This is a genomic window from Rubrivivax gelatinosus IL144, from assembly GCF_000284255.1.
Lineage (GTDB): Bacteria > Pseudomonadota > Gammaproteobacteria > Burkholderiales > Burkholderiaceae_C > Rubrivivax > Rubrivivax gelatinosus_A.
In genome coordinates, this window is record NC_017075.1 from 4,346,972 (window position 1) to 4,366,925 (window position 19,954).

22 protein-coding genes are annotated in these 19,954 nt (G+C 73.4%); 12 read left to right on the top strand and 10 right to left on the bottom strand.

Annotation, left to right across the window (positions count from 1 at the left end; translation table 11 throughout):
• Positions 1-424 precede the first annotated feature (424 nt).
• The 7 genes from RGE_RS19725 (at position 425) to RGE_RS19755 (ending at position 8,162) form a co-directional block, all read left to right on the top strand.
• Positions 425-2,122 carry a formylmethanofuran dehydrogenase subunit A gene (locus RGE_RS19725; protein ID WP_014430226.1) on the top strand — a complete coding sequence of 566 codons (1,698 nt, stop codon included), beginning with the start codon at positions 425-427 and terminating at the stop codon, positions 2,120-2,122.
• On the top strand, positions 2,119-3,042 hold the full coding sequence (fhcD, locus tag RGE_RS19730) for a formylmethanofuran--tetrahydromethanopterin N-formyltransferase (RefSeq protein WP_014430227.1): 924 nt from the start codon (positions 2,119-2,121) through the stop codon (positions 3,040-3,042). The genes RGE_RS19725 and fhcD overlap by 4 nt, the downstream gene beginning before the upstream one ends.
• On the top strand, positions 3,039-3,854 hold the full coding sequence (locus tag RGE_RS19735) for a formylmethanofuran dehydrogenase subunit C (protein WP_014430228.1): 816 nt from the start codon (positions 3,039-3,041) through the stop codon (positions 3,852-3,854). The genes fhcD and RGE_RS19735 overlap by 4 nt, the downstream gene beginning before the upstream one ends.
• Positions 3,855-3,885: 31 nt before the next feature.
• Positions 3,886-4,419 carry a formaldehyde-activating enzyme gene (gene fae, locus RGE_RS19740; RefSeq protein WP_014430229.1) on the top strand — a complete coding sequence of 178 codons (534 nt, stop codon included), beginning with the start codon at positions 3,886-3,888 and terminating at the stop codon, positions 4,417-4,419.
• An 8-nt stretch (positions 4,420-4,427) separates the two neighbouring features.
• Entirely contained in the window at positions 4,428-6,290 is a 1,863-nt protein-coding gene (gene pabB / locus RGE_RS19745; protein WP_014430230.1) for an aminodeoxychorismate synthase component I, read from the top strand.
• Positions 6,287-6,955 carry an HAD family hydrolase gene (locus RGE_RS19750; protein ID WP_014430231.1) on the top strand — a complete coding sequence of 223 codons (669 nt, stop codon included), beginning with the start codon at positions 6,287-6,289 and terminating at the stop codon, positions 6,953-6,955. The genes pabB and RGE_RS19750 overlap by 4 nt, the downstream gene beginning before the upstream one ends.
• A gap of 112 nt (positions 6,956-7,067) precedes the next feature.
• Complete coding sequence (locus RGE_RS19755) at positions 7,068-8,162, top strand: methyl-accepting chemotaxis protein (RefSeq protein ID WP_014430232.1); 1,095 nt, start codon at positions 7,068-7,070, stop codon at positions 8,160-8,162.
• Positions 8,163-8,168: 6 nt separating this feature from the next.
• Here the strand turns inward: RGE_RS19755 and RGE_RS19760 are convergent, their stop codons facing one another.
• The 5 genes from RGE_RS19760 to RGE_RS19780 all read right to left on the bottom strand — a co-directional run bounded on the left by RGE_RS19760 (position 8,169) and on the right by RGE_RS19780 (position 13,015).
• Positions 8,169-8,816, bottom strand: a complete 648-nt coding sequence (locus RGE_RS19760; protein WP_014430233.1) for a M48 family metalloprotease — start codon at positions 8,814-8,816, stop codon at positions 8,169-8,171.
• Positions 8,817-8,930: 114 nt separating this feature from the next.
• Entirely contained in the window at positions 8,931-9,983 is a 1,053-nt protein-coding gene (locus tag RGE_RS19765; RefSeq protein WP_014430234.1) for a DUF2157 domain-containing protein, read from the bottom strand.
• Between the two features lie 49 nt (positions 9,984-10,032).
• Entirely contained in the window at positions 10,033-10,662 is a 630-nt protein-coding gene (locus RGE_RS19770) for a response regulator (protein ID WP_014430235.1), read from the bottom strand.
• The gene (locus RGE_RS19775; protein WP_014430236.1) at positions 10,659-12,056 is read right to left on the bottom strand and encodes a HAMP domain-containing protein; all 1,398 of its coding nucleotides are present in this window, start codon (positions 12,054-12,056) and stop codon (positions 10,659-10,661) included. The genes RGE_RS19770 and RGE_RS19775 overlap by 4 nt, the downstream gene beginning before the upstream one ends.
• On the bottom strand, positions 12,053-13,015 hold the full coding sequence (locus RGE_RS19780; protein WP_052311025.1) for an alpha/beta fold hydrolase: 963 nt from the start codon (positions 13,013-13,015) through the stop codon (positions 12,053-12,055). The genes RGE_RS19775 and RGE_RS19780 overlap by 4 nt, the downstream gene beginning before the upstream one ends.
• Before the next feature lie 149 nt (positions 13,016-13,164).
• Here RGE_RS19780 and pqqA point away from each other — a divergent pair, with 149 nt between their 5' ends.
• From pqqA to pqqE, 5 genes are read left to right on the top strand one after another with little or no spacing between them, the layout of a single operon-like run.
• Positions 13,165-13,278, top strand: a complete 114-nt coding sequence (gene pqqA / locus RGE_RS19785; protein WP_193385196.1) for a pyrroloquinoline quinone precursor peptide PqqA — start codon at positions 13,165-13,167, stop codon at positions 13,276-13,278.
• A gap of 43 nt (positions 13,279-13,321) precedes the next feature.
• Positions 13,322-14,242 (top strand): pyrroloquinoline quinone biosynthesis protein PqqB, encoded by a 921-nt coding sequence (gene pqqB, locus RGE_RS19790; RefSeq protein ID WP_014430238.1) that lies wholly within the window; start codon positions 13,322-13,324, stop codon positions 14,240-14,242.
• Positions 14,239-14,946, top strand: a complete 708-nt coding sequence (pqqC, locus tag RGE_RS19795) for a pyrroloquinoline-quinone synthase PqqC (protein ID WP_014430239.1) — start codon at positions 14,239-14,241, stop codon at positions 14,944-14,946. The genes pqqB and pqqC overlap by 4 nt, the downstream gene beginning before the upstream one ends.
• On the top strand, positions 14,943-15,230 hold the full coding sequence (gene pqqD, locus RGE_RS19800; protein ID WP_014430240.1) for a pyrroloquinoline quinone biosynthesis peptide chaperone PqqD: 288 nt from the start codon (positions 14,943-14,945) through the stop codon (positions 15,228-15,230). Before pqqC ends, pqqD begins: the two co-directional genes overlap by 4 nt.
• Entirely contained in the window at positions 15,227-16,345 is a 1,119-nt protein-coding gene (pqqE, locus tag RGE_RS19805; RefSeq protein WP_014430241.1) for a pyrroloquinoline quinone biosynthesis protein PqqE, read from the top strand. The genes pqqD and pqqE overlap by 4 nt, the downstream gene beginning before the upstream one ends.
• Before the next feature lie 19 nt (positions 16,346-16,364).
• On the opposite strand, the gene RGE_RS19810 is transcribed toward pqqE, so the two are convergent.
• Genes RGE_RS19810 through RGE_RS19830 form a run of 5 tightly spaced genes read right to left on the bottom strand, consistent with a single transcriptional unit; the run spans position 16,365 to position 19,938 of the window.
• Positions 16,365-17,066: a c-type cytochrome gene (locus tag RGE_RS19810; RefSeq protein WP_148280246.1), complete on the bottom strand. Its 702-nt coding sequence runs from the start codon at positions 17,064-17,066 to the stop codon at positions 16,365-16,367.
• 43 nt (positions 17,067-17,109) lie between these two features.
• Positions 17,110-17,628 (bottom strand): thioredoxin domain-containing protein, encoded by a 519-nt coding sequence (locus RGE_RS19815; RefSeq protein ID WP_014430243.1) that lies wholly within the window; start codon positions 17,626-17,628, stop codon positions 17,110-17,112.
• Positions 17,625-18,455, bottom strand: coding sequence for a quinoprotein dehydrogenase-associated SoxYZ-like carrier (locus RGE_RS19820; RefSeq protein ID WP_014430244.1), 831 nt, complete (start codon positions 18,453-18,455; stop codon positions 17,625-17,627). The genes RGE_RS19815 and RGE_RS19820 overlap by 4 nt, the downstream gene beginning before the upstream one ends.
• The gene (locus RGE_RS19825; RefSeq protein ID WP_014430245.1) at positions 18,452-19,408 is read right to left on the bottom strand and encodes an MBL fold metallo-hydrolase; all 957 of its coding nucleotides are present in this window, start codon (positions 19,406-19,408) and stop codon (positions 18,452-18,454) included. The genes RGE_RS19820 and RGE_RS19825 overlap by 4 nt, the downstream gene beginning before the upstream one ends.
• Before the next feature lie 2 nt (positions 19,409-19,410).
• Positions 19,411-19,938: an SRPBCC family protein gene (locus RGE_RS19830; protein ID WP_014430246.1), complete on the bottom strand. Its 528-nt coding sequence runs from the start codon at positions 19,936-19,938 to the stop codon at positions 19,411-19,413.
• Positions 19,939-19,954 lie beyond the last annotated feature (16 nt).

The following is a 19,954-nucleotide window of genomic DNA, read 5'->3' on the forward strand; positions in this document are numbered from 1 at the left end:
CCGGGGGACATGAACGGAACCGGCCACCCGGCGACCGTGGCTCGCTGCTGCTGAAGCACGCCGGCCGTCGCACGCCTCCCAAGCTCACGAAGGAAACGTTGGGGCACGTCCGCGAGCAGCAGCGCAAGAGCCGGCCGCCGGGGCGTGTCCCTGCGTTCATGTCCCCCGGGCGGGCTACGCCCGCCCTCCTCCTAATACTTCACTCCGGGACACGCCCCGACGGCCGTCTCCGAACCGCTCGTGGCACACCACTCGCACACCACCACCGGTGGCTGCCGCGGGCGTCGGGTGGCCGGTGGAGTGAAGTATCAGGAGGAGGCCCGGCCTGCCGGGCCGGGGGACATGAACGGAACCGGCCACCCGGCGACCGCGGCTCGCTGCGGCGCTCGCACGCACGGCGCGAGCACCCCAACCCCACCCGCCCATGAGCAGCCTCCTGATCCGCAACGGCCAGGTCATCGACCCGGCCAACCCGAACAGCGGCAGCGTGCGTGACATCGCCGTGCTCGGCGGCCGCATCGTCGAGCCTGAAGCGGGCCGCCCCTACGACGAGACCGTCGACGCCAGCGGCTGCGTCGTGATGGCCGGCGGCATCGATCTGCATACGCACGTCGGCGGCGGCAAGGTCAACCTCGCGCGGCTCTTGATGACCGACGACCACCGCGCCGAGGCCGGGCCGATCCCGCTGCCGACGAATGCGCTGGAGCTGCCGTCCTGCGGCCACAGCACGCCCGGCACGCTGGCCACCGCCTACCGTTATGTCGAGATGGGCTACACCGCCGCCTTCGAGCCGGCGATGGTGCCCAGCAACGCACGCCACGCCCACATGGAGATGGGCGACATGCCGGTGCTCGACCACGGCGCCTACGTGATGCTGGGCAGCGACGAGCTGTTCCTCGAACTGCTGGCCGCCGGCGGCCCCGAGCAGCGCAATTTCGCGCAGATCCGCGACTACGTCGCCTGGACCGTCAACGCCAGCAAGGCGATGGGCGTGAAGGTCGTCAACCCGGGCGGCATCTCGGCCTTCAAGTTCAACCAGCGCAAGCTCGACGTCGACGAAGCCCACGTGCACTGGGGCGTGACGCCGCGCCAGGTGGTGCGCACGCTGGCGCGCGCGGTGCACGAACTGGGCATGCCGCACCCGCTGCACATCCACGGCAGCAACCTGGGCGTGGCCGGCAACATCGCGTCGACGCTGGAGACCATCGAGGCGCTCGAAGGCCTGCCGGCGCACCTGACGCACGTGCAGTTCCACGCCTACGGCACCGACGGGCCGAAGAAGTTCTCGTCGGCCGCGCGCGAGCTGGCCGAGGCCGTGGACGCGCATCCGAACGTCAGCATCGACGTCGGCCAGATCATCTTCGGCCAGACCGTCACCGCCTCGGGCGACACGATGCGCCAGCACGCGCAGTCGCAGCTAGCAACACCGCGCAAATGGGTCGGCGCCGACATCGAATGCACCGCCGGCTGCGGCGTCGTGCCCTTCCGCTACCGCGAACAGAGCTACGTCAATGCGCTGCAGTGGGTCATCGGGCTCGAGCTCTTCCTGCTGGTCAAGAACCCCTGGCAGGTCGTGCTGACCACCGACCACCCGAACGGCGGCCCGTTCACCAGCTACCCGCATTTGATCCGCTTGCTGATGGACCGCTCGTTCCGCGAGGAGCAACTCGCCCGGCTGCACCCGGACGTGGCCGCGAACTGCGCGCTGCGCTCGATGAGCCGCGAGCTGACGCTGGACGAGATCGCGGTGATGACGCGCGCCGGCCCGGCGCGCCTGCTGGGGCTGGCCGACCGCGGCCATCTGGGCGTCGGCTCGGCAGCCGACATCGCCGTCTACCGCGACGAGGCCGACCGGGAGGCGATGTTCGCGACGCCGACGCACGTGTTCAAGGACGGCGCCGCGGTCGCACATTCGGGCCGCGTGCTCGCGCTGCCGACCGGCGGCGTGCACTTCGTCGAGCCGGGTTACGACCCGATCATCGAGAAGACGCTGCGCCGCCACTGGGACCAGAACCGCTCGATGCGCTTCGACCACGTGTGCATCACGCACGACGAACTCTGCCGCTGCGGCCGCGGCGGGCGGCTGCTGCCGGCGGCGCTGTTCGACGGGAGTGAGGGATGAGCGAAGCCGTCGTGCTGAACGGCGTCGTCGTCGACGCCACCTTCGCCGAAGCCTTCCCGATGAAGGCCACGCGCATCGTCGTCACCGCGCACACGCCGCACTGGGCCGAGCAGGCCGGGCTGGCGGCCACCGGCTTCGCCACCTCGGTCATCGGCTGCGGCTGCGAAGCCGGCATCGAGCGCCGGCTGTCGCCCGACGAAACCCCCGACGGCCGCCCCGGCGTCGCGCTGCTGTTCTTCGCGATGTCGGGCAAGGAGCTGGCCAAGCAGCTGGAGCGCCGCGTCGGCCAGTGCATCCTGACCTGCCCGACGACCGCGGTCTACTCCGGGCTGGCCGACGACGAGCCGGTGGCGCTGGGCCGGAACCTGCGGTTCTTCGGCGACGGCTGGCAGATCGCCAAGCAGATCGGCGGCCAGCGCTTCTGGCGCGTGCCGGTGATGGACGGCGAGTTCGTCGCCCAGGAATCGACGCCGGTGGTCAAGGCCGTCGGCGGCGGCAACCTGCTGCTGCTGGCGCGCGACACCGACGCCGCGCTCGTCGCCGCCGAAGCCGCGGTCGCCGCGATGCGCCGCGTGCCCAACGTCGTGATGCCCTTCCCCGGCGGCGTCGTGCGCTCGGGCTCCAAGGTCGGCAGCAAGTACCCGGCGCTGTCGGCGTCGACCAACGACGCCTTCTGCCCGTCGCTGGTCGGGCTGGTGGCCAGGACCGAGCTGACGCCCGACGTGGGTTGCGTGATGGAGGTCGTCATCGACGGGCTGTCGGCGGCCGACGTCGCGGCGGCGATGAAAGCCGGGCTGGACGCCGCGCTGGCGCTGGGTGCCGCCGGCGGGCTGCGGCGCGTCTCGGCCGGCAACTACGGCGGCAAGCTCGGGCCCTTCCACTTCCATCTTCACGAGCTGCTGCCCGGAGGCGCGCCATGAGCGGCTGGACGCTGACGCTGCGCCGGCCGCCGCCGCTGCGCCTGGACCTGCGCGCGCTGCAGCCGGCCGCGCTGGCCACGCTGGGTGCCGCCGAGATGGCCCGCCTGCCGCTGGGCCACGGCCGCGGCAAGCTGGCGCTGGGCGAATGCTTCGACGTCGCGGCGCGCGACGACGAGACGCTGGTCATCGCCGGCGACACCGCCCGCTGCGACCGCATCGGCTGGCAGATGGCCGCCGGCCGGCTGCTCGTCGACGGCCCGGCGGGCGACTACGCCGGTGCCGGCATGATCGGCGGCAGGCTGGACGTGCGCGGCGACGCCGGCGCGCTGGCCGGCTGCGAGATGCGCGGCGGCACGCTGGACATCCACGGCAACGTCGGCGACTTCTGCGCCGGCCCGCTGCCCGGCAGCCTGGACGGCATGCGCGGCGGCACGCTCGTCGTGCGCGGCGACGCCGGCGCGCGCCTGGCCGACCGCATGCGCCGCGGCACGCTCGTCGTCTTCGGCAACGCCGGCGACTGGGCGGCGTCGCGGCTGGTGGCCGGCACCGTGGCCGTCGCCGGCCGCGTCGGCGCACACGCCGGCTACGGCATGCGGCGCGGCAGCGTCGTCGTGCTCGGAGACCCCGACGCCGGCCCGCCCGCGCCCAGCTTCGTGCCGTCGCAGGACGACGTGACGGTATTCTGGCGACTGCTCGCGCGCGACCTCGCCCGGCACGGCGGGGTCTTCGCCGACCTGCCCCGGCGCGGCATCGTGCGCCACCGCGGCGACCTCGCCGCCGGCGGGCTGGGCGAGTGGATCGCCGTGCGCTGACCCTCTTGTTGAACGACCGCGAGAACCGACGATGCCCCGCGACTACCTCTTCCACGCCGGCGAAGCCACCGTGCTGGCCAAGGACGGCCAGTTCACCGACGCGATGCCCGAGATCCTGATCGGCCGCACCGACGGCCCGGTGGGCCACGCCTTCGCCAACATGATGGCGCAGAGCAAGGGCCACACGGCGATGTTCGCGATCCGCGCCTGCAACCAGCTCGTGCGCCCGGCGACGATCATGGTGCCCAAGGTGACGCTGAAGGACAGCGCCAACATCGAGCTCTTCGGCGGCGTCGTGCAGAGCGCCACCGCCGACGCGGTGGTCGACTGCCTGATCGAGAACGTGATCCCGCGCGAGATGGCCCACGAGCTGTGCATCGTCAGCCTGGTCTGGATCGACCCGCGCTGCGCCCAGGACCCGAACCTGGACAAGCGCGACATGTACCGCACCAACTATGAGGCGACGAAGCTGGCGATCATGCGCGCATTGAACGACGAGCCATCGGTCGACGAACTGATCGCGAATCGCCACCGCATCAAACACGACATGGACGACTGGTCCTGAACCCGGCCATGGACGTCTGCGCGCTGCTCGACGACCGCGACGCCACGGCCGCGTCGACTACGAGCCGGCTCTACACCGGCTTCGTGCACGAGCACCGCTGCACCGACCCGGCGACGCTGGACGCGACCTGGGACGCCGTCGCGGCCGACCAGCGCGCCGGGCTGCACGCGCTGTTGCTGGCCGACTACGAGTGGGGCGCGAAGCTGCAGCGCGCCGGCACGGCGCGGCTGGCGGCCGACGACGGGTCCAGCCTGCGGGTGCTGATGTTCCGCCGGCTGGAGCTCCTGTCGCGCGTGCAGGCCGACGCCTGGCTCGCCGCCCAGCCCGGCGCCGGCGACGCGGCCGGCGTCGGCGCGCTCGAACCCAGCGTCTCACGCGACGAGTTCCGCACCGCGATCGCACGCATCCACGAGGCCATCGCCGCCGGCGAGACCTACCAGGTCAACTACACCTACCGCCTGCACGGCCGCGCCTGGGGCGCGCCGGTGGCGCTGTACCGCGCCTTGCGCGCGCGCCAGCCGGTGGCCTACGGCGCCTACGTCGTGCTGCCGCCGGGCGGGCCGGCGACGCATGTGCTGTCGTGCTCGCCGGAGCTCTTCGTGCGCCACGAGGCCGGTGTCGTCACCGCGCGGCCGATGAAGGGCACGGCGCCGCGCACCGGTGCGCCCGAAGGCGACAGCGAGACGGCGCGGCTGCTGTCGCTGGACGTCAAGAACCGCGCCGAGAACCTGATGATCGTCGACCTGCTGCGCAACGACCTCGGCCGCGTCGCCGAGATCGGCTCGGTCCAGGTGCCGGCGCTGTTCTCGATCGAGCCCTACGCGACGGTGTTCCAGATGACCTCGACGGTGCAGGCGCGGCTGCGGCCCGAGGTCGGGCCGGCGGCGCTGCTGCGTGCGATCTTCCCCTGCGGCTCGATCACCGGCGCGCCCAAGCTGCACACGATGGGCCTGATCGCCGGGCTGGAGACGACGCCGCGCGGCCTGTACTGCGGCGCCATCGGCTGGCTCGACGCGCCGCCGCCCGGGCGTGCGCTCGGCGACCTGTGCTGGTCGGTCGCGATCCGCACGCTCTCGCTGGCCGCCCCCGACGCCTGCGGCACCCGCGCGCTGACGCTGGGCGTCGGCGCCGGCATCGTGCAGGACAGCCGCGCCGACGACGAGTACGACGAGTGCCGGCTGAAGGCGCGTTTCCTCACCGGCCTGGACCCGGGTTTCGAACTGATCGAGACCGTGCGCGCCGAGGCCGACGGACGTTTGCCGCTGCTGGAGCGCCACCTCGCGCGGCTGGCGGCCAGCGCCGCCGCGCTCGGTTTCACACTCGACGCCGACGCGGCGCGGCGTGCGCTGCAGGCCGCCGCTGCCGCGGGTGCCGGCCTCGCCCAGCGCCTGCGGCTGACGCTGGCGCACGACGGCCGCATCACCGTCGTGCGCGCGCCGCTGGCGCCGCTGCCGCCCGGCCCGGTTCGGCTGCGCTGGGCCGAGGCGCCGCTGCCCGGCCCGCGCCCGCTGGCCGCGCACAAGACCACCGAGCGTGCGCTCTACGACGCCGGCGTGCGCGCCGCCGAGGCCGCCGGCGCCTTCGACACGCTGTTCTGCAACGCCGACGGCCGCGTCGTCGAAGGCGGGCGCTGCACGCTGTTCGCCAGGCTCGACGGCCGCTGGTGCACGCCGCCGCTGGCCGACGGCGCACTGGCCGGCGTGCAGCGGGCCGCGCTGCTGGCCGACCCGGCCTGGGACGCCGTCGAACGGCCGCTGACGCGCGCCGAGGTCGAACGCGCCGAAGCCCTCGTCGTCTGCAACGCGCTGCGCGGGGTGCTCGAAGTCGCCGACATCACCGCCGCGGCCCGCGCTCCGGCGCTGGCCGGATGAGGCTCGCGCTCTTCGACCTCGACCACACGCTGATCGACTTCGACAGCGGCCAGGCCTGGACACGCTTTCTCGTCGCGCGCGGCGCGCTGCCGGCCGACGCCGAGGCCTGTTACCTCGCCTTCTGCCACCAGTACGTCGCCGGCACGCTGGACATCCACGCGATGCACCGCGCGGTGCTGGCGCCGCTGGCCGCCCACGCACCCGGGCAGCTGCGCGCCTGGCGCGAAGCCTTCGCCGCCGAGATCGCGCCGCGCCTGCCGGGCGCGATGCGCGACATCGTCGACGCGCACCAGGCCAACGGCGACCTGTGCGCCGTCGTCACCGCGACCTCGCGTTTCGTCGCCGAACCCTTCGCGCGGGCCTTCGGCATCGAGCATCTGGTCGCCACCGAGGCGGTGCTGGACGTCGAGGGCCGGCCGACCGGCGAGATCGACGGCCTGCCCTGTTTCCGCGAACACAAGCCGGCGCGGGTCGCCGCCTGGCTGGCGGGGCTGGGCGCACGCACGCTGGCCGACTTCGGCGAGAGCTGGTTCTATTCCGACTCGGCCAGCGACCTGCCGCTGCTGCAGGCGGTGACGCACCCGGTCGCGGTGCGGCCCGACGCACGGCTGCGTGCGCACGCCCAGGCCGCCGGCTGGCCGGTGCACGACACGCTTCGAGCGTGACCGAACACCGCGGCGCCGGGGGTTTGTCCGGAGGCTTGCGGCCTCAAACAGGCCCGGCAGCACGCCGATCACAAGGCATGCAGTAGCGCCCGCGGTGGCGCCGGAGGCCGCCATGGAATGGATTCGCCGCGTCAGCCTGGTGCAGCGCGTGACGATCGGCTTCGCGCTCAGCTTCGCGCTGTTCGCCGCGCTGGCCGTCGAAGCCCTGCTGACGAACCCGGCGAACCTGCTGGTCGTGTCGCTGGCGAGCTTCGGCGCGGTGGCCTCGGCGCTCACCGGCTGGGCGATCCGCGCCAGCATCCGCGTCACCGTCGAGCCGACGGTGCACTGCGTCTCGCGCATCGCCGCCGGCGACCTGGAGACGAAGATCGAATCGCCCGGCCGCGACGAGATCGCCTGGCTGCGCGCCGAACTCAACGGCATGCGCAAGAAGCTGCGCACGATGGTGATGGAGGTGCGCCTGGCCGCCGGCAGCGTCGGCGAGGCCTCGCGCGAGATCGCCAGCGGCAACGTCGACCTGTCGGACCGCACCGAGAGCCAGGCCGGCGCGCTGCAGCAGACCGCGAGTTCGATGCAGCAGCTGGCCGAAGCGGTGCAGCGCAACGCCGAGCACACGGCGACGGCGCGTTCGCTGGTCGCCGAGTCCAGCGCCGTGGCCGACCGCGGCGCTTCGACGATGCGCAGCGTCGTGCAGCGCATGGACGAGATCCACGCCAGCGCCGCGCGCATCGGCGAGATCGTCGGCGTCATCGACGGCATCGCCTTCCAGACCAATCTGCTGGCGCTGAACGCGGCCGTCGAGGCGGCGCGTGCCGGCGAACAGGGGCGTGGCTTCGCCGTCGTCGCCTCCGAGGTGCGCGCGCTGGCGCAGCGCAGTTCGACCGCGGCACGCGAGATCAAGACGCTGATCGGCGCCTCGTCGGCCCAGGTCGGCGATGGCGCGCGCCTGGTCGGCGAGGCCGGGCGCACCATGCAGGAGGTGCACGAGAGCATCGCGCGTGTCTCGGCGCTGATCGCCGACATCGCCGAGGCCGGCAGCACGCAAGGCCAGGACATCGGCCAGCTCAGCGAGGCGATCGGCCGGCTGGACACGATGACGCAGCAGAACGCCGCGCTCGTCGAGCAGCTGGCCGCGGCGGCCAAGTCGCTGGAAGGCCAGTCGGACCGGCTGGGCACCGCGGTGACGAGTTTCCGCGTCGGCGGCTGAAGGTCTTCAGCGGCCGCCGGCACGCTCGGCGATCAGCGCGCGCAGCGCCGCGACGCGTTTGCGTGTCGCCGGGTGCGTGGCCGTGTCGGGCTGCATGCCCAGGCTGAGGAAGGCGCCGACCGCGTCCTCGCTGGCGAAACCGAGCCGGGCCAGCAGCTCCAGCGCCCAGGCGTCGGCCTCGAACTCCTGGCGGTGCGCCAGCGCCGAGGCGTCGCGGCCCAGCGCGCCGGCCACCGGGTCGGTGCGCTCGGGCGTCACCTCGCCGGGCACCCAGCGGCGGTAGACACCGCCCATCGCCGCCCAGTGGTCGCGCACGACGTGCCCCAGCTCGTGCGCGAGCACGAAGCTGCGCTGGCCTTCGGGCAAATCGGCCAGGCGCTCGTGGGCGACGATGACGTGGCCTTGCAGCGTCTCGGCGATCGTCTCGCCGGTGATCACACGCAGCTCGACCCGGACGCCGGGTGCGGCGACGCGCAGCAGGCGCTCGAAGCTGGCGCGCACGGCGGCGGCACGCGGTCCTTCGGTGGCGAGATGGAAGGCGTCCAGCCGCTGCTGCTGCGAGTGCTCCAGCACCTCGCCGATCGCCGACGGATCGGCGGCCTGAGCCGCGGCCGTCCAGACCACCACGATCCACGCCGCCGTCGTCGCGCGCATCTCGCACCCCGCTGGCGGCGATACAGCACGGCCGCCTCGTGCGATGGTCCGGCAACGGGCGTGCCGGACCAGCGGGTTTTCCCGCCGCAGCGACGCTGCCTCGCCGCCGGGGCCTCAGTGCGAGGCGCGGCGCTCGACCAGTTCGCGCAGCGCCGCCGGCAGCGGCGCGCGCAGCCGCGCGCCCAGCGCCGCTTCGTGGCGCTGCCAGAGCACGCCGGCGGCGACGAAGCCCAGGCCGATCGCCGTCAGCGCCACCGGGAACAGCAGGCTGTCCTTGAACACCGTGCTCGCGAGGTGACCGAGGTAGAACGCGACGCCCAGGCCGCCGAACACCGCGAACACCCGGCGCGACAGCGCCGCGCCGGTGGCGATCAGCAGCAGGTTGATCGCGGCATAGACGGCCTTGCCGAGTTCGCTGTCCGAGTCCATCGCGCTCAGCCCACCCCAGAAGCTGGCGACGCCGACGATGTAGAGCCAGAACGCGAAATCGAGCGTCGCGCGCGAGCGCACGTCGACCCACAGCGCGACGACCATCAGCGCTGCGCCGTAGGCCAGCGAGATGCGCTTGCCCTCGTCGGAGAAGAAGCCGGCGGTGTCGCCGCCCAGCAGCATCGGCACCAGGTCCATGCCCATATACCAGAGCGTCACCGCCACCGGCATGACGATGAACGGCAGCCGCCAGCGCCACAGCGCGACGACGCCGGCGGCCAGCGTCGCCAGTTCCATCAGCAGCCAGCGCCAGTCGATTCGCGTGTGGAAGGCGCGGTACTGCTGCGCCGGGTCGTCGTCGGACCAGTAGCCCAGCAGGTGCTGCGCGCCGTAGACCGCCAGCGGCACCAGCGCGATCGCCAGCGCCGCGGTGATGCCGGCCGGCAACGACTGCCGGCGGTGCAGCAGCGCCTCGGTCAGCGCCACCGCGACGGCGACGTAGCCCAGCGCGATGCCCAGCAGCCCGGCGCCGCCCAGGCGCTGCCAGCCCAGCGTCATGAACAGCGTCATCGCGCCGATCGCGATCAGGCCGCCCAGGTAGTACAGGATGTGCGCCGGCTTGAAGCCGGGCGTCTCGCGCTGGCGTTCGACCAGGAAGGCCCAGAGCCCGTCGGCCTGTTCGCGCGACAGCAGGCCGCGAGCCGTGGCGTCGGCAAGTTCACCTCGTGTGATCTGCATTCCAGGAGTCCGCAACGGCGCCCGGCGCCGACGCGGCGACGATAGCCGACTAGACCTGGATCAGCCCCCAGCGCAGCGCGACCAGCGTGAGCTCGGACTGGTTGCCCGCACCCAGCTTCTGCTTCACGTGGTACAGGTGGGTGCCGACGGTGCTGGTCGACAGCTTCAGGTCCTCGGCGATCTCGGCGACGCTGCGGCCGCGTGCGAGCTGCAGGAAGACCGAGAACTCGCGTTCGCTCAGCGCCTCGGCCGGGCTCGGGTCGCCCTTGACCTGGACCATCGCCAGCGCGCGTGCCGTCTGCGCGTCGACATAGGCCTCGCCGCGTGCGACCGCGGCCACCGCGGCGATCAGCGCCTCGGGCGCGGCGCGTTTGGTCAGGTAGCCCAGCGCGCCGGCGCGCAGCACACGCTGCGGGTGGGCGGTGTCCTCGTGCGCCGAGAGCACCAGGATGCGCAGCTTCGGGTCCTGCGCGAGCAGGCGGCGCACGGCGTCCAGTCCGCCCATGCCGGGCATCGCCAGGTCCATCACGACGACGTCGGGCTTGAGCCGCGGCGCCGTGCTGCAAGCCTCCTCGCCGCTGTCGCATTCGCCGACGACCTCGACGCCGGCATTGGCCAGCAGCATGCGGAAACCCATGCGCACCAGCGCATGGTCGTCGACGAGCATCACGCGGGTCATGCGGGTCTTTCGGCAAGCGGCGCCTCGGCGCTCGCGGGTTCGGGGGCTTCGACGGCAGTGCGCGGCAGGGACAGGCAGAGTTCGGCGCCGCCGCCGGGCGCAGGCGCCAGCGTCACCGTGCCGCCCAGCGCCTCGGCGCGTTCGGCGATCCAGCGCAGGCCGTAATGGCCGGCACGCGGCGCGCCGCCGTCGGGCAGGCCGCGGCCGTCGTCGCGCAGGCGCAGCGTCACCGCGTCGGCCTCGGCGGCGACCCGCAGCACGAGGCGCTGCGCGCCGCCGTGGTTCAGCGCGTTGGTCAGGCCTTCCTGCGCCGCGCGGTACAGCGCCAGCGCGGCTTCGGGTGCCAGGCGCAGCGCACCGAGTTCGACCGCCACCTCGACGGCGACGCCGGCGTGCGCGGCGCGCGTGCGTTCGGCCAGGTCGTCCAGCGCCTCGGCCAGGCCGAAGGCGTCCAGCACCAGCGGCGCTAGCCGCGGGATGATGCCGTGCATCGCGTCGTACAGCCGCGAGGCTTCGCCGGCGATCAGGCGCGCGGCCTGCGTCGTGTCGGCGTCGGCGCCGGGGCGCTGGGCGATCGACAGCGCGATCGCGCGCATCGCCGTCACCGACTGGCCGAACTCGTCGTGCAGCTCGCGCGCGATGCGCCGGCGCTCGTCCTCGACCTGGCGGTCGACCCAGCGTGCCAGTTCGCGCCGGTCCGACAGCTCGCTCTCGGCGCGCAGCGCCCGGCGTTCGCTCTCCAGCCGCTGCGCGACCTCGCCGACCATGCGGTTGAAGGCCTCGCCGATGGCGCCGGCCTCGCGCCCGGGCAGCGGCGGCAGCACGACGTCGAAACGCCCGGCCTGCAGCGCCTCCAGCGCCTGCACGATGCGTCCGAAGGGCCGCACGGTGCGCCGCACCAGCAGGTCGACGAGCACGTTGACGACGAGCAGCAGCACGACCGCGCCGGCGACCAGGCGCACCAGATAGTCCCAGGCATCCAGCACCGCACGCGAGGCGTTGGAACGCACCTCCAGCCGGCCGTCGGGGAAGTCGACCGCCTGCAGCGCGGGCTCGGGCGCCATCAGGCGTTCGAACCAGTCCGGCGCGTCGCGCCCGGCCTTGTAGGCCGACGGCGGCGAGCGGTAGAGCACCGTGCCGTCGCCGTCGTACAGCGTCAGGTCGTTGCTGCGGATGCGGCCGATGCCTTGCAGATAGGCCAGCATCGCCGGCGTGCCCTGGGCGGCGTAGCGCAGCGCGGTGCGGTTGAGCAACTGCGCGGCGACGCGGTTGGCGGCGACCACCTCCTCGTGCACCGAGGCACGCAGCACCCAGCCCTGCAGCGCGACGACGGCGGCGGCGAAGAGCAGCGTCAGCCCGCCGACGATGAGCCGGATCTGCGCGCTGAGCGTCATGCGCCGCCGCCGAAGTCGCCCTGCGCGACCAGCGCCGCGAGCGCGGCGACGCTGGCGGCGGCCATCGCCGGGTGCGCCGGGTCGTGGCCGGCACCCGGCACCCAGCGCAGCGTGGCCGCCGGCAGCGCCGCGGCGAGCGCACGCGCGCCGTCGGGGCGGCAAACACGGTCGTCGTCGGCGTGCAGCAGCAGCGTCGGGACCGCCGGCACGGCGGCGCAGCGCGCCAGCAGCGGCCGCTCGCGCAGCCAGCAGCCGTGGCGCAGGTAGTGCACCTGCACGCAGTAGCGGTCGGCCAGGGCCGCGGCGTCTTCGCCCTGCACCGGGCCGCGGTCGCCGGCCGACGAGGACAGCGCACGCTCCCAACGCCGCCAGGCCAGCGCGGCGGCTTCGGCGTGTTCGCCGTGCAGCGCCTGCTGCAGCGCCGCCAGCAGCTCCGGCACGGCGACCCCGGCCGGCACGTCGGCCGCGTCGACCAGCGCCGCCCAGGCGGCCGGCGCGAGCGACGCGTCGAAGAAGGCGGCGAGGTCCTCGTCGCGGCCGAGAAAGGCCGAACGCAGCAGCAGCGCGTCGACGGCCCCGGGTTCGTCGGCGGCGTGGGCGACGGCCAGCGTCGCGCCCCAGGAGCCGCCGACGACGGTCCAGCTTGTGATGCCGAGTTCACGCCGCAGCGTGCGCAGGTCGGCGAGCAGGTGATCGGTGGTGTTGCGCACGGTGGTGCCACGCGGTCGGCTCGCGCCCGCGCCGCGCTGGTCAGGCACCAGCACCCGCCAGCGCGCCGGATCGAAGACACGCGCCAGCAGCGCCGACCCGCCCGAGCCCGGCCCGCCGTGCAGCACCAGCGCCGGGCGGCCGCCGGCGGCGCCCCATTCGCGCAGCGCCAGCACGTGGCCGTCGCCCGTCACCCACTCGTGCACGCGGCGCGGCGCGGTCTCGGCAATCAGGGGGCTGGGCTCGGCCATCACCCGACCCATTCTGTCCAGCGCCGCGGCCAACACCAGGGGAGTTTCATGAATTTCACGAGGGCCGATTCATGGCCGGGGGGCTGTGAGCGCGGCGGGCGCGCAGCGACCATGGCTCACGGGAACACGAGTCCCGCGCGCACCGTCCGGTGCGTGCCCACACCGTTAGGAGACACACGATGCAGACCCCGCAATGGCAGACCCCGACCGCCATCGACTGGCGCTTCGGCTTCGAGATCACCCTCTACGTCGCGGCGCGCTGACGCCGCCGGCCGGCGCCCCGCGCCGGCCTCCCCGCATCGCACCATGCGCATCCACATCCTCGGCTCGGCCGCCGGCGGCGGTTTCCCGCAGTGGAACTGCAACTGCCGCCAGTGCGACGGCGTGCGCCGCGGCACGCTGCGCGCCAAGCCGCGCACGCAGTCGGCTATCTTCGTCGCACCCGATGGCGGCGCGGACGGCGTGCTGTTCAATGCCTCGCCCGACCTGCTGCAGCAGATCAAGGCCAACCCGGTGCTGCAGCCGGCGCGCGGCGTGCGCGACACGGCGATCGCCGCGGTGATGCTGGTCGACGGCCAGGTCGACCATGCGACGGGGCTGTTGATGCTGCGCGAGCGCGCACTGCCGCTGCCGCTGTGGTGCACCGACCCGGTGGCCGAGGACCTGACGCAAGGCCTGCCGCTGCTGCGGGTGCTGGGCCATTTCTGCGGCGTCGAACGCCACGTGGTCGAGCCCGACGGCCGCGCGTTCACCATTCCCGGCGTCGCCGGGCTGCAGTTCCGTGCCATCGCGCTGGCGAGCAAGGCCGCGCCCTACTCGCCGCACCGCGACGCGCCGGTGCCCGGCGACAACGTCGGCGTGCTGATCGAGGACACGGCTCGCGGCCGCAGCGTCTTCTACGCGCCGGGGCTGGGGGAGATCACGCCGCCGCTGTTCGACCTGATGTGCGGCGCCGACGCGGTGCTCGTCGACGGCACCTTCTGGACCGACGACGAGATGATCCGCCTCGGCCTGTCGAAGAAGACCGCACGCGACATCGGCCACCTGCCGCAGTCCGGCCCCGGCGGCATGCTCGAGTGGCTGGACCGGCTGCCGGCGCGCACGCGGCGCCTGCTCATCCACGTCAACAACACCAACCCGATCCTCGACGAGGACTCGCCCGAACGCGCCGAGCTGGCGCGCCGCGGCGTCGAGGTCTGCGAGGACGGCCAGACCGTCGAACCATGAGCACACCCTGGACCCGCGACGAGTTCGAGGCCCGGCTGCGCGAGCGCGGCAAGGCCTATCACATCCACCACCCGTTCAACGTCATGCTCAACACCGGGCGCGCGACGCCGGAGCAGGTGCGCGGCTGGGTCGCCAACCGCTTCTGCTACCAGGTGGCGATTCCCGTGAAGGACGCGGCCATCCTCGCCAACTGCCCCGACCGCGAGGTGCGGCGCGGCTGGGTCCAGCGCATCCTGGATCACGACGGCTTCGAGATCGGCGGCCTGCGCGACCCCGGCGGCATCGAGGCCTGGCTGCGCCTGGGCCAGGCCGTCGGGCTGACGCGCGAGGAAGTGCTGGACGAACGCCACGTGATCCCGGCGCTGCGTTTCGCCGTCGACGCCTACGTCAACTTCGCGCGCCGCGTGCACTGGCAGGAGGCAGTGTGCTCCTCGCTGACCGAACTCTTCGCGCCCGAGATCCACAAGCAGCGCCTGGCCACCTGGCCCCAGCACTACCCCTGGATCGAGCCCGAGGGACTGGCCTATTTCCGCAACCGCGTCAGCCAGGCCCGGCGCGACGTCGAGCAGGGGCTGGCGATCACGCTGGCGCACTTCACGACGCAGGCCCAGCAGCAGCGCGCGCTGGACGTGCTGCAGTTCAAGCTCGACATCCTCTGGGCGATGAACGACGCGATGGCGCAGCGTTACGGCGTGACCGCATGAGCGCCAGCACCGCGACGCTGGACAGCCGGCCACGCCTGGCACGCGGTTTCCGCTTCCAGTGGGAGCCGGCGCAGGGCTGCCACGTGCTGCTCTACCCCGAAGGCATGGTCAAGCTCAACGGCAGCGCCGGCGCGATCCTGGAGCGCTGCGACGGCGAACGCCGCATCGCCGACATCGCCGCCGAGCTGCAAGCCGTCTTCGCGGCGCCCGAACTCGCCGCCGACGTGCTGGCTTTCGTCTCGATGGCCGGCGAGCGCCGCTGGCTGGCCTGGGACGGCGCATGACGGCGCCGCGCCCGGGCCCGCCGCTGTGGCTGCTGGCCGAGCTCACCTACCGCTGCCCGCTGCACTGCGTGTTTTGCTACAACCCGGTGGACTACGCGGCGCAGCCCGACGAACTCTCCACCGCCGACTGGCTGCGCGTGCTGCGCGAGGGCCGCGAACTCGGCGCCGTGCAGTGCGGCTTCTCCGGCGGCGAGCCGCTGCTGCGCGAGGACCTCGAGGACCTCGTCGCCGAAGCCCACCGCCTGGGCTACTACACCAACCTGCTGACCTCCGGCGTCGGCCTGACGCCCGAACGTGCCGCGGCGCTGAAGGCCGCCGGGCTGGACCACGTGCAGCTGTCGTTCCAGGACTCGACGCGCGAGAGCAACGACTTCCTCTCGCACACCAAGACCTTCGAGCTGAAGCAGCGTGTCGCCGAGACGATCCGCGCCCACGGCTGGCCGATGGTGATGAACGTCGTGCTGCACCGGCTCAACATCGATCACGTCGACCGCATCATCGAGATGGCGCACCGGCTGGGCGCCGAGTACGTCGAACTCGCGAACACGCAGTACTACTCCTGGGCCTACCTGAACCGCGCGCAGCTGCTGCCGACGCGCGAGCAGCTGCGCCACGCCGAGGCCGTCACCGACGCCTGGCGCACGAAGCTGGGCGACGAGATGCGCCTCTTCTTCGTCGCGCCCGACTGGCACGAAGGCCGGGCCAAGAAGTGCGTCAACGGCTGGGGCAGCATGTTCCTGACCGTCACGCCCGACGGCACCGCCCTGCCCTGCCACACCGCGAAGATGCTGCCCGGTCTGGCCTTCCCGAACGTGCGCGAGATGTCGCTGCGTTCGGTCTGGTTCGAGAGCGAAGGCTTCGCGCGCTACCGCGGCACCGGCTGGATGAAGGAGCCCTGCGCGAGCTGCGAGAAGAAGGAAGAAGACCTGGGCGGCTGCCGCTGCCAGGCGTATCTCGTCGCCCACGACCCCGAGGCCGCCGACCCGGTGTGCCCGAAGAGCCCGCAGCACGGCCTGATCACCGAGGCGGTGGCGCGCGCCGAAGCCGGCGTCGTCGAGCAGCCGCTGGTCTTCCGCGGCCCGGCCGAGTCGCGGCGGCTGGCCGGCGTGCGCTGAGGCGCCGCCGGCCCGGCCCTCACCTGGACATCACGTAGGCCGCCAGCGCCTTCATCTGGGCGTCGTTCAGCGCCTGGGCCTCGGACTTCATCACGTTGCCGTGGCGGCGCAGCGGGGTCTTGAAGGCCTGCAGCTGGCGGAAGACGTACTCGGCGTGCAGCCCCGCCAGGCGCGGCGCGGCGCCGTCGCCCTGGGCATTCGTGCCGTGGCAGCTGGTGCAGGCGCGCACCGTGTGGTCGCCGACGCCCTGCTCGAAGATCTGCTTGCCTTCGGCCTCCAGCTTGGCGTTGCGCGACTTGCCCGGCAGCGGCGTCTGCGCGGCGTAGTAGTCGGCCAGGCCTTCGATCTGCTCGTCGGTCAGCAGCGCCGAGATGCCCCACATGTAGGCCTGGATGTCGGTCTCGGCGCGCGCCTGGTCGCGGAAGTCCTTCATCTGCCGGATCATGTAGTCGCGCGTCTGGCCGGCCAGCGCCGGGTAGAGCTTGTGCGTGCTGCGGCCGAAGTCGCCGTGGCAGGAGGCGCAGACGTGCACCGCACGCTGCACCGCCGGCAGCTCCGATTTGCCCGCCGGCGACGGCGTGCTCGCCGGGTTCTGCGCCCAGGCGGCACAAGCCACGAGCGACAGCACGGCAGCCAGCCCGGCCCGCAGCGGGCGGCGGCGCGCGGCAGGCGCGTGGTCGTGGGCCGTGGCCGGGAGAGGGAGTGCAGTCTCGCTTCGCATGATGGTGGACCCTGGTTGAATCGATGGCGCCGCCCGCGGCGCCCTACTGTTCGAGCCGGAGGATCTCCAGCTGCTCGGGAACGGTCTCGAAAGTGCCGGTGCCCGCGGGCATCGGCATCAACGGCCGCGCCTGGCCGTCGAGCAGCCAGACGCTGGGATAGACGAGCTGGCGCGCACGTTCGTCGCCCAGCGCACGCTGGAACTCGGCATAGGCCTGCGGCCGCGGCCCGGTCTGCAGCCACAGCTTGTCGGCGTGGGTCGCCAGGCTGCTGCGCAGGTCGACGACGATCCAGGCCTTGGCGAACTCGGGCACCAGCTCGGTGGCGTGCTGCTCGAGGAAACGCTCGTAGCGCTTGCAGAAGGCGCAGTCGTGCGCGCCGAGGTAGACGTAGAGCCGCCGGTTCTCGCGCCGCGCCCGTTCCAGCGCCGGGCGCAGGTCGTACTCCTGGTGGCCGTCGACGGTGCGCGGCTGGACGACCAGCGGCGCGTAGGCCGCCGGTACGCCGGCCAGCACGCCGCCGGCGGCCAGCGCCAGCGTCGCGAGCAGCAGGCGGCGCCTCATGCCGCAGGCTCCACGGCCAGCCGGCCGACGAAACGCGCGTCGTGCGTGTCGACGATCTCGGCACGCAGCTCGCCGGCGCCTTGCGGCACGAAGTGGAAGCGCCAGCTCGGGTTCTCGCTGATCGAGAAGTCCAGCTCGGCGTCGAACAGCGGCGCGCCGGCCCAGCGCAGCGACATCGAACGCACGAAGTGCGGCGGGATGTAGAGCAGCGTGCGCTGGTTCAGCTCGAAGCCGGTGTCGTTGGGGTGCAGCACCGCCACTTCGGCCGCCGCCAGCGCACCGCGGCGCGCCGGCTCCAGCAGGCGCACCAGCGTGCTGCCGATGCGTTCGGGCGCGTCGCGGTTGGGCGGCGCCGAGCAGCCGCCGCTGGTCTTCACGTAGCGCGAGTCGGTGTGCAGCGTGCCGTCGGAGAGTTCGGCGACGACACGCACGTGGCTGTACTGGTCGACGCGCAGCCGGGTCTCGAACTCGGCCAGACCCAGTGCCGGCGTCAGCTCCAGCACCGCGGCCACCGGCGAGGGGTTCAGGTCGACGATCAGCGTCAGCCGCTTCACCCAGCGCTCGGGCGTCTGCGCCAGCGCCGGCACGATCTTCACCGGCACCGAAGCGCCGTAGGCCGCACGTCGCGGCACGACCAGGCGCACGGCGTCCTGCACCGCGATCGGCCGCTCGCCGAAGAGCCGCGCGCGCAAGCCGTCCCAGACCGGCGACGAATCGCCGTCGGCGGCCGACGGCAGGCCGCCGGGCGCGGCGCGCAACGCCGGCGCGGCGGCAGCCAGCGCCAGCGCCGCCATCGCCTGAAGACCGCCGCGGCGCGTCGGGCTCATCGCGGCATCTCCCCGAGCAGCAGCGCCCGTTCGGCACGCAGAAAGGCGATCGACGCGTTGCGGCGGTGGATGACGTCGTACTCGTCCCAGCCGGCATAGGCCGGCAGCGACGCCGCCTCGGGCACGTCGATCAGCGAGGCGCCGTCGGCGACCAGGGCCCGGGCGCGCTGGTCCAGCGCGGCGAGGTAGGCCGCGGTCGCGGTGATCGCCTCGGGCCCGGCGGCCGCGCCGTGCGCCGGCACCACCACCTTGGGCTGCAGCGCAGTCAGCGCCGCCAGCGCCCGCTGCCAGCCGGGCAGGTCGGCGTCGTCGATCGCCGGCACCCGGCCGTTCTCGACCAGGCCGCCGGCGAACAGCACACGCCGCGCCGGGTCCCAGAGCGCGACGTCGCCCGGGCCGCTGGCGTGGCCGGGGAAGATCAGCTCCAGCGGCCGGCCGGCCTCGGCCAGCGTCGCCGCGCCGTCGACGACGCGGTCGGGCGCGATGACCGCCGAGCCGGCCATCGCCGCGTCGCCCAGCGCCTGGCGCAGCTGCGTCAGGCAGCCGTCGCAGCGCGAGCGCATCAGGCGCGCGGCCTGGGCGTGCATCAGCACCGGCACGCCGGCTTCGCGGAAGGCGGTGGCACCGAACAGTGCTTCGGGTCGCACGTGGGTGATCAGCGCCAGCGCCAGCGGCCGCTCGGTGGTGGCGCGGATCGCCGCGATCAAGGCGCGGCCATGGGCGTAGGAGGTGCCGGTGTCGACCGCGACGACACCCGCCGGGCCGACGACGAAGCCGCTGTTGCCGATGCGCCCGCCGTTGGCCGGCGCCGGGGCGCCGCCGCTGCCGGCGACCCAGAAAACGCCGTCGGCCAGCGCCCGCGGTGCCGCGGCCCCCGGCGAGGCACACGCGGCCAGCGCCGCCGGCGCGAGCGCCAGGGCGACGAGCAGCGTGTGGCAGCGCCGGCGGTGCATCGTCAGCGGCCCTCGACGAGGCGCTTCAGGTTGCCCAGGCCGGACTTGTAGACGGCGGTGATCGCACGCTCCGCGGCGTCGTCGTTCTGGTCCGGCGGCGGGTCGTTGTTGGGCCAGCCGCGGTAGAAGGCGCCGCGCCACTCGACGACGCTGCCCTCGCCTTCGGCGCGCACGGTGATCGTCGAGGCGTAGTTGGTCACCGGCAGCGCGCCGCCCGGCGCGGCGCGGTAGCTGTAGCTCATCGCCGTGTCGTCCCAGCGCTCCAGGCGCTCGCTGAGCTTGCCGCCGTCCTTGAGCACGATCTCGCGCACCGAGCCGATCTCGTTGCCATGGCTGGCCGGGCTTTGCGCGACCGCCGGGTGCCAGTCCTTCAGCGCGTCGAAGTTGCGGATGCGCGCCCAGACGGCGGCCGGCGGCGCCGCGATCGAGATCGTTTCGGTCACCTTCAGGCGCGAAGGCCCGTGGGCGACGGCGGCGCCGGCGGCCAGCACGAGCGCGGCGACGATGACGGCGGTTCTGCGGGTGGGCATCGGGATCGTTCTCCTC

Coding starts and splice junctions, on each gene's coding strand:
- RGE_RS19725 (WP_014430226.1), top strand. CDS start 425: ATGAGCAGCCTCCTGATCCGCAACGGCCAGGTCATCGACCCGGCCAAC.
- fhcD (WP_014430227.1), top strand. CDS start 2,119: ATGAGCGAAGCCGTCGTGCTGAACGGCGTCGTCGTCGACGCCACCTTC.
- RGE_RS19735 (WP_014430228.1), top strand. CDS start 3,039: ATGAGCGGCTGGACGCTGACGCTGCGCCGGCCGCCGCCGCTGCGCCTG.
- fae (WP_014430229.1), top strand. CDS start 3,886: ATGCCCCGCGACTACCTCTTCCACGCCGGCGAAGCCACCGTGCTGGCC.
- pabB (WP_014430230.1), top strand. CDS start 4,428: ATGGACGTCTGCGCGCTGCTCGACGACCGCGACGCCACGGCCGCGTCG.
- RGE_RS19750 (WP_014430231.1), top strand. CDS start 6,287: ATGAGGCTCGCGCTCTTCGACCTCGACCACACGCTGATCGACTTCGAC.
- RGE_RS19755 (WP_014430232.1), top strand. CDS start 7,068: ATGGAATGGATTCGCCGCGTCAGCCTGGTGCAGCGCGTGACGATCGGC.
- RGE_RS19760 (WP_014430233.1), bottom strand. CDS start 8,816: ATGCGCGCGACGACGGCGGCGTGGATCGTGGTGGTCTGGACGGCCGCG.
- RGE_RS19765 (WP_014430234.1), bottom strand. CDS start 9,983: ATGCAGATCACACGAGGTGAACTTGCCGACGCCACGGCTCGCGGCCTG.
- RGE_RS19770 (WP_014430235.1), bottom strand. CDS start 10,662: ATGACCCGCGTGATGCTCGTCGACGACCATGCGCTGGTGCGCATGGGT.
- RGE_RS19775 (WP_014430236.1), bottom strand. CDS start 12,056: ATGACGCTCAGCGCGCAGATCCGGCTCATCGTCGGCGGGCTGACGCTG.
- RGE_RS19780 (WP_052311025.1), bottom strand. CDS start 13,015: ATGGCCGAGCCCAGCCCCCTGATTGCCGAGACCGCGCCGCGCCGCGTG.
- pqqB (WP_014430238.1), top strand. CDS start 13,322: ATGCGCATCCACATCCTCGGCTCGGCCGCCGGCGGCGGTTTCCCGCAG.
- pqqC (WP_014430239.1), top strand. CDS start 14,239: ATGAGCACACCCTGGACCCGCGACGAGTTCGAGGCCCGGCTGCGCGAG.
- pqqD (WP_014430240.1), top strand. CDS start 14,943: ATGAGCGCCAGCACCGCGACGCTGGACAGCCGGCCACGCCTGGCACGC.
- pqqE (WP_014430241.1), top strand. CDS start 15,227: ATGACGGCGCCGCGCCCGGGCCCGCCGCTGTGGCTGCTGGCCGAGCTC.
- RGE_RS19810 (WP_148280246.1), bottom strand. CDS start 17,066: ATGCGAAGCGAGACTGCACTCCCTCTCCCGGCCACGGCCCACGACCAC.
- RGE_RS19815 (WP_014430243.1), bottom strand. CDS start 17,628: ATGAGGCGCCGCCTGCTGCTCGCGACGCTGGCGCTGGCCGCCGGCGGC.
- RGE_RS19820 (WP_014430244.1), bottom strand. CDS start 18,455: ATGAGCCCGACGCGCCGCGGCGGTCTTCAGGCGATGGCGGCGCTGGCG.
- RGE_RS19825 (WP_014430245.1), bottom strand. CDS start 19,408: ATGCACCGCCGGCGCTGCCACACGCTGCTCGTCGCCCTGGCGCTCGCG.
- RGE_RS19830 (WP_014430246.1), bottom strand. CDS start 19,938: ATGCCCACCCGCAGAACCGCCGTCATCGTCGCCGCGCTCGTGCTGGCC.